This window comes from Hungatella sp., from assembly GCF_046966825.1.
On sequence record NZ_JBKVCZ010000011.1, the window covers coordinates 25,158 to 38,541 of the forward strand.

General features: G+C 48.4%; 13 protein-coding genes. 2 read left to right on the forward strand and 11 right to left on the reverse strand.

Features of this window, described 5'->3' with window-relative positions; all coding sequences use genetic code 11:
• Positions 1–2 precede the first annotated feature (2 nt).
• The 10 genes from ACLTD4_RS05470 to ACLTD4_RS05515 form a co-directional block, all read right to left on the reverse strand.
• Positions 3–179, reverse strand: coding sequence for a hypothetical protein (locus ACLTD4_RS05470; RefSeq protein ID WP_002600821.1), 177 nt, complete (start codon positions 177–179; stop codon positions 3–5).
• Between the two features lie 93 nt (positions 180–272).
• Positions 273–947: a PolC-type DNA polymerase III gene (locus ACLTD4_RS05475; protein WP_117620862.1), complete on the reverse strand. Its 675-nt coding sequence runs from the start codon at positions 945–947 to the stop codon at positions 273–275.
• A gap of 82 nt (positions 948–1,029) precedes the next feature.
• Positions 1,030–1,593 (reverse strand): Uma2 family endonuclease, encoded by a 564-nt coding sequence (locus ACLTD4_RS05480; RefSeq protein ID WP_412331196.1) that lies wholly within the window; start codon positions 1,591–1,593, stop codon positions 1,030–1,032.
• Between the two features lie 325 nt (positions 1,594–1,918).
• Positions 1,919–2,644, reverse strand: a complete 726-nt coding sequence (locus ACLTD4_RS05485; protein WP_055660867.1) for a transglycosylase domain-containing protein — start codon at positions 2,642–2,644, stop codon at positions 1,919–1,921.
• A 243-nt stretch (positions 2,645–2,887) separates the two neighbouring features.
• Entirely contained in the window at positions 2,888–3,634 is a 747-nt protein-coding gene (locus ACLTD4_RS05490) for a hypothetical protein (protein ID WP_117620863.1), read from the reverse strand.
• A gap of 14 nt (positions 3,635–3,648) precedes the next feature.
• Complete coding sequence (locus ACLTD4_RS05495; protein ID WP_181988605.1) at positions 3,649–4,425, reverse strand: hypothetical protein; 777 nt, start codon at positions 4,423–4,425, stop codon at positions 3,649–3,651.
• Positions 4,425–5,177 (reverse strand): hypothetical protein, encoded by a 753-nt coding sequence (locus ACLTD4_RS05500; RefSeq protein ID WP_147335883.1) that lies wholly within the window; start codon positions 5,175–5,177, stop codon positions 4,425–4,427. The genes ACLTD4_RS05495 and ACLTD4_RS05500 overlap by 1 nt, the downstream gene beginning before the upstream one ends.
• Before the next feature lie 31 nt (positions 5,178–5,208).
• The gene (locus ACLTD4_RS05505; RefSeq protein WP_117620865.1) at positions 5,209–6,597 is read right to left on the reverse strand and encodes an ABC transporter substrate-binding protein; all 1,389 of its coding nucleotides are present in this window, start codon (positions 6,595–6,597) and stop codon (positions 5,209–5,211) included.
• A gap of 71 nt (positions 6,598–6,668) precedes the next feature.
• Positions 6,669–7,499, reverse strand: a complete 831-nt coding sequence (locus ACLTD4_RS05510) for a carbohydrate ABC transporter permease (protein ID WP_055656124.1) — start codon at positions 7,497–7,499, stop codon at positions 6,669–6,671.
• Entirely contained in the window at positions 7,499–8,410 is a 912-nt protein-coding gene (locus tag ACLTD4_RS05515; protein WP_081034251.1) for a carbohydrate ABC transporter permease, read from the reverse strand. The genes ACLTD4_RS05510 and ACLTD4_RS05515 overlap by 1 nt, the downstream gene beginning before the upstream one ends.
• A gap of 177 nt (positions 8,411–8,587) precedes the next feature.
• Here ACLTD4_RS05515 and ACLTD4_RS05520 point away from each other — a divergent pair, with 177 nt between their 5' ends.
• Entirely contained in the window at positions 8,588–10,513 is a 1,926-nt protein-coding gene (locus ACLTD4_RS05520; RefSeq protein ID WP_412331197.1) for a sensor histidine kinase, read from the forward strand.
• A gap of 23 nt (positions 10,514–10,536) precedes the next feature.
• Positions 10,537–12,129, forward strand: a complete 1,593-nt coding sequence (locus ACLTD4_RS05525; RefSeq protein ID WP_117620867.1) for a response regulator transcription factor — start codon at positions 10,537–10,539, stop codon at positions 12,127–12,129.
• A 183-nt stretch (positions 12,130–12,312) separates the two neighbouring features.
• Here ACLTD4_RS05525 and ACLTD4_RS05530 read toward each other — a convergent pair whose 3' ends face one another.
• Positions 12,313–13,368, reverse strand: a complete 1,056-nt coding sequence (locus ACLTD4_RS05530; RefSeq protein ID WP_055656130.1) for an SIS domain-containing protein — start codon at positions 13,366–13,368, stop codon at positions 12,313–12,315.
• Positions 13,369–13,384 lie beyond the last annotated feature (16 nt).

The following is a 13,384-nucleotide window of genomic DNA, read 5'->3' on the forward strand; positions in this document are numbered from 1 at the left end:
GTTCATACAGCGGTACGCTCTGTTTCCAATTGTACTTCCTGGACGTTTCCTCTGGGAACGTAATTCTCCGAGGCCCGCTGTGCGGCTGTGCTGCGGCTGTACATTCCCGCTCCCAGCAGTACAAGAATAATACAAAATGCAATCAGCATGACTTTGTTATACAGATTCTTATCCTCCATCTCCCTGTCCTTTCCTGCCTTCCGGCACGCTTCACTCTTTTCTTTCAGTGTATCACAAAACAGGCGCCATGTCTCTTTCCGTTTTCTTACATCTTATACAACAATATTTTTCGTATACCTGCAGACCGGGTAGTTGGAGCAGCCATAGAATGGTCCGAATTTGCCATTTCGTTTTGTAAGCTCTCCCCCGCATCTGGGGCAGACCGGAAGGCCCGCGTCCTTCAATAGTTTTCCCATATGCTCATAGCAGATCTGGTTCATCACGCAGTCGTTAAGCGCCCTGTGAGCCCCCTCCGAACTGATCTTAAAATACTCCGCCAGATCCGTAAGCCGGTAATGGGAAAGCCCCGGAAGGCATGCTCTGGCCATATATAGCGTATCAATAAAATCGTTGAGCACTGCCGTCCCACACACCTCGCCTGCCACGCGGTTCAGAAACAGAAGATCAAAAGACTGAATATTATGGCCGATCAAAATCTCTCCGCCGATAAAGTTTAAAAACTCCGGCAGGATATGGGCGAGCCCAGGCTCATTCTGAACCATCTCATCGGTAATCCCGTTCACCTTCGTGGCCCCTGCCGGAATAGGACGTCCCGGATTCACAAGCCTTGAAAAGGTCTCCACCCGTTCATGATTCTTCACCTTCAGAGCGGATATCTCGATAATATCATCCTTTACCGAGCTGATTCCCGTAGTTTCCAGATCAAACACCACGTAATTGTCCACATATTTGCTGAGCCTTTTTCCTTTGTTTCCCGCTGCTGCCATAATCGTTTCTTCCTTTCCGTATATCAGCTTCCTCGTTTTCCGTAATTATACCGGATTTCCCGCAGGATTTCCACCAGAAACTTTACTTCTGGTGTTTTAATCTGGAGAAATCAAACACCAGTCCCCTGCACACCCTGGACCCCAGCGCACCGGAAAAAGAGGCCAGATCCATATCACCGTCATCAAAGTAATAGACGTAACCGTGATCCCAGTCCCGATCCACGATCCAGTACTCTTTTACACCAGCATTCCGGTATCTGGTCAGTTTGATCCGGTAATCCATATACTGGGACTCCGGCGCTACCACCTCGATCACAATCTCCGGCGCCCCGTTGCAGCCATGGTCCGTCAGCTTTCCACGGTCAAGAATCACACAGAGATCAGGGATCAGATAGGTCGTCCCCCCTCCGGCCAGAGTACGGCCAAAGGGAGCCGTACGCACTTCACAGAGTCCCGGATTCTTTTTCCGGTACTCCTCAATCATTTCCTTTAAAATTCTGACAATCCGCTGATGCCACCGTTTCGGCTTCCTCATAATATAAATCCGGCCATCAATCCGCTCGGCAAGCGGTTCCTCTACAGCGTTTGCACTTCTTTCTCTTGTATTACACTCTCTTGCATTACTTTCTTCTGGCAAATCCTTCACACTTCAGGCCTCGCTTTCTTAAGACTCCACGCCCCATACGAATCCATTTCCAGCCTCATGTCCGATTATAGCATTTTATAGTAAAGTTTACAATTTTATCATGTTTTTATTTTCGTACAAGAGAAGACTGTCCCTGATCCGCTTGACGCCCCCTTGCTTAACGCTCCTACAATTATACTTGTTTTCCCAGAGTACTTCCAGTCATTTTTCCTCTTCCCCATTTTCAATGCTTGTCACTGCACATAAAAAATCACCGGAGCCGCTCCGCTCAAACTCTTTTTCAGTCTGGAGTAACACCGGTGATTTCAATATTTAGTTAATCAGATTAATTGATTGCAACCATCTGTGCCGCCACTGTTTCCGCTTCTTCCGTAGAGAAATAGCCACAGTCTTCCATGCGTCTTAACACCTGCATCTGGCGTTTTTCCGCCAGAACGGGATTTTTTGTCGGCGCATATCTGGAAGGTGCATTCGGGATTCCCGCCAGAAGCGTGCTCTCATACTGACTCATCTCTTCCGGCGCCTTGCCAAAATAGCCTTCGCTGGCATCGGCCACGGTGTAATATCCGTCTCCGTAATAGATCGTATTTACATACAGCTCCAGGATCTCTTCCTTGCTGTAATTACGTTCCAGGTCAAAAGCCATGAAGACCTCGGCGGCTTTCCTCGTCATCTCCTTTTCCTGGCTGAAGTAAAGATTCTTTGCCAGCTGCTGGGTGATGGTGCTTCCGCCCTCCACGAACCTGCCTGCACGCAAGTCATTAAACACGGCTCTTCCGATGGCGATGAGATCGATTCCCGAGTGATTGTAAAATCTGTGGTCTTCCACAGAAACCACCGCGTTCACATACACCTCCGGCAGCTCTTCAAATGTCGTATAATGTTCCTTATCCTGGATGGACTCAACTTTATCTGCCAGACTCATCTGATCCAGCGCGTTCCGGTACATGGAGTATCCCTTACCGGCAACAACGAAACCGGAACAGATACAGAGTACCATTGTCAGAACGATAAACCATTTAATTAGTTTCGTAACCTTTATTTTTTTCATTGCATCTGCTCCTTTCTTTTTGGTTTCAGACTTTTTTTGTTTTACTGGTTCTATTGTAACAGATTTTCAAACGGAAGACTTTAATAAACCCTTATAATAATCTGACAGATTCTGGCAAATACTGACGAGAATCTGAACAATTATTACGAAAAACAACTTTCTCCCCTGTTTACAACAGGAAAACAGGCGCCGTTCTGCCGCACCCTCCTTCTCTGTGCGGCAGATCGCGCCTGCCCTGTCTGTTTAATAAAAATACGGACACATTTCTTTTCCTGGTACCACAACCTCAAACCATACGTAATCGATATAATCCCCGCTCTTCATCGGAGATACGATGTGAGCCACCTCATTGGGAATGCAGATCCAGTCACCTTCTCTGACCTCCACTTCCTCATCCTGAGCCTTAAACAGGAATGGATCCGTCCCTGGAAGTCCATAAAACCACTGGTACAATTCTGGATGCGTGTGCGGTTCCAGCCTCGCCTCCCCAGGCCCGGTCACTTCTCCAAGGCTCATCCGGCTCACATAATACTGGTGAAGAACCGCATAGGATTTTAATTCCGATGCCCGGAACCCCTCGATGTACAGATGCCAGTTGGAATGCGTATGAAACCACGGCAGTACAATGTGGTACATTTCATGATGCTTCCAGTCTTCCTCGCTCATCCTCTGGCTAAGCTCCAGATATTCCATCTCCGTATCTGCCTCGATCGAATACTCCTCATGGTCAAAATCCGGGCAGAACAGGCACCTCTCCGTAATTTCAAATACCTGGCTTCCGCTTCTGATCCGGCCTGTTCCCTTAAAGATGAAAAGCGCGGTGACACGGTCTGCGTAACAGGCAGGCCATACCCGTGCGCCGGCCTCGATCCTGCATTTATTCGTAAATATTCCTTCCATCGCCCCCGGCAGCATCTCCCCCCGGCAATAGCCTTCAGAAACACGATGAAACAGGATATCTTCTCTCTTCACGTAGGAAATAACGTTCATTTTTCTTCCTCCTGTCAGTCCTGTGCCTCGGTCAGGCTTCCATTATGAATCTGGCATAGATAGTATTTCTGCAGATCCTCATCCGTAAAATACTCCACCCAGACATAAAAGACTTCCTTCCCGGGCTTTGCCAGAAGCTTATGATCCTTTCCAGCATAGATAAAGCTCCAGTCACCTGGCTTCTGCGTCTCTGTCTCTTCCTCCACCGTTAAATCAAAGTCCGAATTGCCCAGGCAGTAATTCCACTGATGAAGAAGGCCGTGTCCCTTCTCATCCGTCCCTTCCCCGATTGCCTTTACCACTCCAATGGATACGTGCCCTAACTGGAACGGCTGAAGAATGCTGTAAGACCTTGTATTTGGCCCCTTGCAGTCCTGATCGTACTGCACTCCATCCGAATATTTGCTAAAAAACGGAAGATGCAGATTCCATTTTTCATAGAATTCCCTGTCCCACTGATTCATAGAAAAGACAGCCCTGATGAACTCGCTATCTTCTACCGCGTGAACCGTATATGGAACACGGTCGAAATCCGGAATAAAAAAGGAAGGTTCTGTTACGTTATATAAATCATACGGTGTCGTTATATATCCTGTTTTTCCATTAAAAATAAGAATGGTAATCTTCTCCCGATCCAGTTCAGGCGTTACGCTGCAGCCTGCCCGCAGGGAACAGCGGTAAAATTTTGCATTGACCGCATCAGCTCCCGGCAGAAGTTCTTCCTGCGCGTAACCACACCCGTTATATTCATGCCTGGCCTTCTCCGCCCTGCATACAAAATTATCCATCATCAAAATCCCTCCGTCTGATATATTCCGTGTTCACTGGTATAGAGTTCCACCCAGACATAATACACTTCTTTGCCTTCCTCCGCACACAGACTATGATCGAGTCCCGCCGGAACAAAGCTCCAGTCCCCTGCTTTCTGGTGAACCTTCTCGTCCTCCACGGTCAGGGTAAAATCGGAATTTCCCACACAATAGTTCCATTGATGAACCTCGCCATGGCCCTTTTCTATGGTTCCTCCCTCCGCGGAGCCGCCGCCATGAACCACACCGATCGTAAGCTTACCCAATCTCCCAAAATCCCCGAACAGAACGGATTTTGACCACGTTCCGGCTGTCTTGCAGCTCTGGTCGTATCCATAACACTGCCTGACAGTTCTGAAAAATGGGGTATGTACCCTGCACTCTCCCGCTCTCACACGGTCGTAGTCATTCATATCTGCCGCGCACATAATAAATTCCATGTCTTCTACAGCATAAACATAATACTCCGCGTTTTCAAAGTCCGGAGCGTAGAAGCTAAGCTCTTCAATCTTAAATCCTCCATCTGTTCCGGCTACGTATCCCCTCCCCTTTCCGAAGATCAATACCACTGCCTTGTCCGCATACCGCGGCGGAGTTACCCTTGCTCCTGCTCTCAGATAATACTTGTAATTCTGTATTCCTTCCACTGTGCCCGGCAGAAGTTCCACACACACCGTTCCGTCACTGCCGTACGCCTTTTCAAAAACGGCGTCCTCAAAATTCATAATTGCCATGTCTTCCATCCTTTCCTGCGCCAATGGCTGTTTAGTTATATTTTCCAGCGGCATAATCCTTGAATATCTCCGCATATCTGGCCGTAAAATCTTCCCTGGATATCTGCTGATTTACGTATCTGGACCAGATTTCTTCCAGGTCAGTCGCAAGAACTGCCGGTGTGAACTCCCACATGGATTCACTGGCCTTTCCAGCCGCCACATGATCCAGCACATCGACCGCGATACACGGAAGTTTATCTGAAATTTCCAGAGACACGATGGATGTCGGACTTCCCATTGTCTCCTGATGCCATACACGGGCCGCCTCCGATGATATAATATAGGAAAGGAAATCCTTAGCCGCCTTCACATTCTTCGACTGGCTGCTGACCCCTGCACACATGGTCTGGATCTGTAAATGATTCTTGTCCGCATCGTTGGAGCACGGAATCACATCCTGCTTAATATGGTTCATCAGATCCGGATTCACATTCATGATATTGGGATACTCCCAGCTTCCCTCGCCGGTCAGCATGGCCGCCTCTTCTAAGAAGAACGCATTTCTGGCCGTCCATTTGTCAGTCGCTGTGGCGTTTGGCTGGGCATACTGAATGGCAATGTCATAGTAATCCAGGAATTCATTCATCTCCGGATCGTTTGCCAGATCCATATCCTCTCCGGACAGCATCTTCTGGATAAAATCGAGTCCGCCGTTCTCTTTATTGCCGAGCCATGTCGGTCCTACCCAGTTAAACAGGTTCAGATTTGTCTCCGCCCATTGGTGCATAAAAGGCTGAATTCCCGCGGCTGTCAAGTCCTCGCACAGTTTTTTCAGTTCATCTCTGGTTTTCGGAACCTCTTTCCAGCCTGCTTTTTCAAGCAGCGCCATGTTGTAAAGAATTCCCGTCCCCTCCAGATAGATCGGCGCCACCACAACCTTGCCGTTAACAGTGCCAAGAGTCTTCTGATCCTCTGTAAACAGTTCATACGCAGGGAAGTCCGTGCTTAAATCTGCCATATAGTTGTTCCATTCCTTAAATGGTTCCCCGTAATTCGTTCCGATGATATCCGGAAGCTCACCTGCTGCAGCTGCGGCTTTCAGCAGGTCATTATAATCCGAGGTGGACGGAAATGTTGCTTCAATCGTACCAATCTCCGGATGCTCCGCCTTATACGCCTCGATCAGAATATCAAAGTTGTCGGTCCACTGTCCCAGCGGCATGGTTACCGTCAAATCGACAGAGCCATCCGCCGCCTTTTCTTCTGTGGGCGCAGGTGTCTCAGCTGTCTGCTGCTCCGACTTCGTCTCTTCTGCCGCCTTCTCCGCAGCAGCCGTCGTGACAGGCGTCGTCCCCGATTCTTTTCCCCCGGAGCACGCCGTGACAGACATCGCCGCCAGCACCGCCGCCAACATCAGAGAACTCACTCTTTTCTTCATAAGTAATACCTCCTTCTAAATAATAATTTAACCAACAAGGGATTTTCCCTTCGTTTTCTCATACGGACGCGCTAACCTTTCACCGCCCCTGCGGCCACACCATCAAGCACCTGTTTCTGCGAAAAAATGAAGAAAATGAACAAAGGCAGGATTGAAAGAGATATTGCTCCCAAAGCCGTGTCCCAGGCAAAAAATGCTTCATTAAACAGAGACTGCATGGCTATCTGAAGAGTCCTGAGCCCCTTTTTCGTCAACAGGAACTGCGTCATTAAGTAATCATTCCAGTACGTGATGACATTGAGTGAAGCTACCGTAAAAACCGTTCCTTTAATCAGCGGGAATACAATGGTCCAGTACGTCTTAAGCGGGCCGCAGCCATCGATCCTGGCCGATTCCTCAATTTCATACGGAACTGATTTCACCGCCCCTGCAGTCAGAAACATGCTCATAGGCATGGAGAAGACCCAGTTGCTGATCACCACGCCGTAAAGATGGTTGGTGAGCTTCAAAAATCCCGCCATCTTCGCAAACGTAATCATAATCCCCTGAAACGGCACCGACATGCCCGCGATGATGATCAAATACCATGCCTTTGTGAATCTGCATGGATGCCTCACGATCCAGTATCCCATCATTCCGGCAAACACAATGCTGCCGATATTGGAGAAAACTGCTATGATCATGGTATTTTTAAATACAGTGGAGAAATTCAGCCTTTTCCATGCCTGCTGGTAGTTGATAAGCGTAATCTCCTTTGGCAGAGCGCTGATATTTTTCGCAATCTCCGAGTATGGCTTAAAGGAGTTCAGCACTACCAGGTACAGCGGGACGATGACGATTGTCACACTGACAGCCAGAATGAGTAACGATACTCCGATTCTTATCTTTTCCGAACGCTTCATTACAGCTCCACCTCCCTCTTTGAGGTTGCATAAATCTGGATCATGGTAATTGCAACAATGATGACAATAAAGATACAGGACTTGGCCGCACCGTAGCCAATCTGGTTCGACCGGTAAGCCGTCGCGTAAATATTCATGGTAACGCCTTCGGACGAACGGTAAGGATTGCCGTCGGTCAGCGATATATTGGTATCATACAAAAGCATTGTCCAGTTGATGGCAATAAACAGGCACTGGGTAATGGAAGGCATAATCATGGGAATGATCACATTTTTAAGCACCTGCAGCGGTGACGCCCCGTCTACGATCGCCGCCTCCTGTAAATCTCCTGGTATTGAGGCAAAGCCCGCACTGTAGATCAGCATCAGATAGCCGGAGAGCGTCCAGGTAAATACAATGACCAGAGCGGTAAAGGACGACTCCGGAGTCGTAAACCAGTTTTGGGAAAACCAGGAAAGCCCGGTGGCCTGTCCAAACTGCACAAATGCATTCTGAAAGATGAATCTCCATAAATATCCCAATACCACACCTCCGATGATACGCGGGAGGAAAATGACAGCCCTCCAGAAATTTCTGAATGGGATGGGCTTCGACAGAATATAGGCCCAGCAAAATGCAATCAGGTTGGAAAACAATACCGAAAGAGCGGAGAACCGGATGGTAAACCATACTGATTTCCAATATCCCTTGTCCTGAAATGTCCGGAAGTAATTGTTGATCCCCACCATCCCATACGTCTGATCAATTCCATTCCAGTTAGTAAAGGAGTAATAGATTTCTCCAAAAAACGGAATGACGAACAGCGATGAAAACAGCAGGATTGCCGGCCCCATAAAGATAAAATAATACTGGAACTCTTTTGGCAGCTTTCTGCTGGTGACCGCTGCCGGCTGTATTTTTGCTTCTTCCATAAGCTCACCTCTAACTTTTCTTTATTTTTTCCGGTCTCTTTAATCGCATTATACTTCCTGCTAACATTTTCATGCACTGTCAATTTTTACCTTTTGGTGCACTATTTTGACATCGTCTTGCAATGATTCAGACTATTCATTATAATAAGTTTAAACATTTCGAAAGAGGATCTGAGTATGAAAAAACATTTTATCAGCATCAATACCCGGTTTATTACGCTGCTCGCCCTGTGCACAATCGCCCCCATGCTGATTTTCTCCTTTTATTTCTATTCCTACGAGAGATCCCGGGCACTGGAGCAGTACAGACGGGAGTCTGAGATCAATATGTCCGTAGCCATAAAAAATATTGAATACTATATCTCCACCTGCGTCTCCTCTGCCAGAACAGTTTATTCCAATCCTGACCTGCACAATATGCTCTTGAAAGGCAGCCCGCAGGACTTTGTCTCCCAGGAATTCACAGAGCCGGGCCGGATCTTCAGCTATATGCAGGGCATTTATACCGTTGCCCCCAACGCCAGGCAGATCCGTCTCCTCTCCTTTCGTTTAAATAAAAGTTTTCTGCTCATCACAAACACACTGCAGAAATCCATGATATCCTTAAATGCGGCAGAAGCGGAAAGGCCCACGTTTTCTGAATATACCGACGTTACCATCGAACCGGTCCATCCCATGTCGACGTACGGTCACAGAACCTACTATTCCTCCGGAAGTCTCGATACGGAGGAGGTCTTTACAATATGGCTCCCCATTTACAGCATCTCGGCAGAGAAACAGCTGCTCGGCGTCCTTTCCATTGATATGCCTGCGACGTTTATCTACGATAACTGCTGTCTTGCCTATAAAGAAGGGGAATTCGTCTGTATCGTCAATTCCGATGGAGAAATGATACTTTCCGGATCACCGCAATCCGGTGATATCCTGTTTTCCAGTCCCATAGTAAAAAAACTTCTGGCTCCCGGCTACGATGCGTTTCACTCTTTCACAGAGGATGGCGTTCTATATCTGAAATCCAGTTTCCCTGCCTCCTACTTGGACTGGCATATGATAAAAGCTGCGCCGGATGCCAGTATCTACAGCAGTACCGATTTACAGCTGCGTTTTCTGACCACTACCTTCCTGCTGGGTGTTCTGCTTGCCACTGTGCTCAATTCACTTACGCTTACCAGACTTACCGGACCGCTCAAAAAGGCCACCCGGTATTTGACAAAGGCGAAGGGGAAGTCCGGTGACTTTTCGAAGTTCCAGCTCTCGGACTATTTGGGATACCGCCAGAATGATGAGTTAAAAATGCTGTTTGACTCCATGCAGGAAATGATGGACTCTATCCAGCACTATACCATCCGCCAATATAAAATGGAATTACTGCAGCAGGATACAGAGCTTAAGATGCTGCAGGCTCAGATCAATCCACACTTTATCCATAACACGCTCCAGTGCCTGGCCAACAATGCCCTGGCTAACAACGATCTGGCCCAGTACGACTATATCACAGCATTGGGCCAGATGATGCGCTATGCCATGGAAATCTCCCAGACAGTCTCATCGCTGGGGGAAGAGCTCGACTATGTATACCGTTATTTTACACTACAGAAGATGCGGTTCTGCTCTATTGCGGAATTTAAGATATGTCCCGTCTATCCCAGGCTGTTTCTTCTCCCCAAGATGACACTGCAGCCACTGATTGAAAACTGCATTTACCATGGAGGAGTTATGAAAAAAACGGATGGTTTTATCGAATTTACAGCAGAAACCGAAGGGAATTTTTTCGTTCTCTCTATTTGCGACAATGGGCAGCCGATTGCGGCAGAACGGGCGCTGGAGATGCAAAAGAGCTTTTCCATGCAAAAGGACTGGTTTGTGGAACGCTATGCCCAGCTTGAGACGGCCTCCAACTACCGTTCCCTGGCGCTCGGTTATTACGCGGACGGAATTCCCAGAGAACATATTGGCATCAACAATGTTTTTATGCGCCTGCTTTTTCACTTTGGGGCAGACTGCACCATCGAGATCCTCGCTAACGACTATGGCGGTACCACCGTTCGGCTTAAGCTCCCCGGCCAGCCGCAGGTCTCCGCACCCGACACAATTTATTTTTAGCTCATATAGAGGAGGCATGATTTATGAAGGTACTGATTGTGGACGATGAGCCTCATCTGATCCATGCGATCAAGGCTCTGGTTCCCTGGCAGGAATATGACATTGATAAGGTTCTCTCTGCCACCACGGCCGCGGAAGCCCGGGAACTGTTAAGCCGTGAGCAGCCGCAGCTGGCTTTCTTTGATATTATGATCGGAGACGAGCGCGGAACCGATCTTATGAATTACGTCGTCGAACAGAAGATTTCCTCCAAAGTTATTGCCATATCCGGTTACAGTGATTTTGAGTACGTCAGAAGCATGCTGGTCTTAGGCTGCGTTGATTATCTGCTGAAACCCCTGGAACGGACCGCCCTGCTGGCAGCAGTCGAAAAGGCTGTCAATATCTGGAAGGAGGACCGCAGGAAAAACGATGACGCCCGGTCGCTGCTTCATCAGATCAATTACTTAAGTTCCGAACGAAGGCACACGCTTCTTTCCCAGCTGCTCTCTCCCGCGGCCAGCCAGGCGGCTTATCAGGAGCTGTCCTCCTTAAGCGACAGTTTTTCCAAAGCCGATACCTGCCTCATCTTTTACAGTGATTTAACATTTTATCCTTCAAAGGAGGATGCCGCCTTTCAGCGCAGCTTCACAGCATTTTTTGATATGATGAAAACAGATTTGGAGAGCCGCGGGCTGGGCGCTGCAATTCTGCGCCATTGGAATCCCCATGATGCCGCAGTGATCCTCTATGGACGGACAGACCGGGGGCTTAACTCCGTTCAGACTGCCGTCTCTCATTTCCGGCGTCAGTCCGGCTATCCCTTCCACTTTGGATGCTGTTCCGGAAGCAACAGGCCGGAAGATATTCTGTCAGCCTACGATTCCGCCCGCAGAGCCTTCTACAGTATGGAAGTCAATCAGAATGGCAGAACTCCTCTCATCACCATGCTGCCGGGATTCTTTCACACCACATCGCCTGCAGATGACAGAAATGAGGCGCAGCTTCTGTCATCCATCATGATGAATGAGGAAATGACGATTACAGTCAGCGTACAGCAGTGGCTATCCGGTAAGCTTCTTTCTGCGCCGGTCACTTATGGTACCATAAAAAGAATCAGTACAGATTTTGAAACTATGTATTCCCACTGGTGCGGGTACTTTACGGAACGCTATCCCGGTTTTACACCTGGTAACGCATCAGCCCTGACTCCCTGCAGTCTCTTCGACGAAGCTTACCATTTCCAGGCAGAACATGCAGCCAGCCGGTGCAGAGAGATTTTGATGGAGCTGGCTGCGAATCTTCATGACGTCTGTCGATCCGGCGATGTTTTCCGACAGATTGGCAGCTATCTGGAAATTAACTACAACCAGCCCTTCGATCAGACGGAATACGCAGAGCTGTTTCACATGAATAAGGATTATCTGTGCAGAAAATTTAAGGAGGCTTACGGCGTGAGCATGGTAACCCGTTTGAATGAAATACGGATCGAGCATGCAAAGAAGCTGCTGCGCTCCAGCAACGCTAAGATTACAGATATCGCGATTCAGATTGGGTATAATGATGAGAAGTATTTTATCAGAACCTTTAAGAAGTGTACTGGGATGACACCGAATGAATATCGTCATAGTAAGTGACGGGGAATTTAGGGACTGGAGGTGGAGGGAGGCGGGGTTTTGGGGGGCTAAGTCCGCCATGCACCTCATGACCTGCGGTCATTCGGTCGCGGGCTTCGCCCTATGAAAAACGGCACACAAAAAATTGCTTATGTGCGAGCACAACGCAATTTTCTGCATACCGTTTTTCGCATGGCTCATTGCCTACGCGGATATCACAATCGCCTGGGATAAATGCCTCGGGGAATCTGCATCAATCCCCTTCTTTTCTGCAATATAATAGCCTATAAACTGACCGATGAATCCAATAATTGCCGCATTCTGCGTATCGTTATAGCCATATGGCAGGTCGAGGCAGTAGTCCGCGTCTTTCAGATCTGCGGAGGCTGTGTTTCCGATTGCTACTGTCACTGCTCCGTATTCCTTCATCTGCGCGAGGAGCTTCGCATCCTCTTTGACGGTTTCAGAATGGCTTAAAAAGATAATCAGGGTGTTCTCATCCACCAGGCTCATCGGGCCGTGGCGGTATTCCAGTGAGAAGTAAGCCTCCGAATTGGAGAGTCCCATCTCCTTCATCTTGTTCATGCACTCGTTGGCGACGCCGTAGTTGATGCCCTGGCCAAGCGTGATAAACAGATTCAGTCCCTCATGCTCTGTGATGATACTCTTTGCCAGATCATCCATCTTCTTTAACGCGTCCCGGGCGCTGTCGCCGTAGCCGGCCATGGCCGCGATCTCGTCCTTCTTACCGCCTGCATACATTGCCATGACAGCTGCCAAATACACCATGCTGGTGAAAGAACGGGTCATGATTACACTGTCCTCCGCCGTATCCGGGGAAAGGATCATAAAGTCATTGTAGAGCGCGCTGTCCTGATCACAGGTAATTGCCAGCGATTTTACTCCAGGATAGCTTCTCACTTTATCGATGGCCATGCGCACTTCTGTCGTATAGCTCTTTCTCGTAATCGGGAGTACAAGCACCTTCCGGTTCTTCACAAAGGTCTCCGGGAAATAATAGAGCTCCGAACAGCACACCGCTTTTGACGGTATCGCGTTGTAGCTTGAAAACGCGTGGGCCGCTGCCTGGGCCAGATAGAGGCTGGTGCCGCAGCCGGTAAAGATCAGCTCATCGTAATCTTCTGCGAATACCTTGTCAAGAACACCATAGATGTCCTCAAGCGTGTTGTTGATTGCCTCGAATGACTCCGGCTGTAAGTAAATTTCTTTGTATGTAACTTCACTGTTTCTCTTTTCCATTTTAATAAGTCCTCTC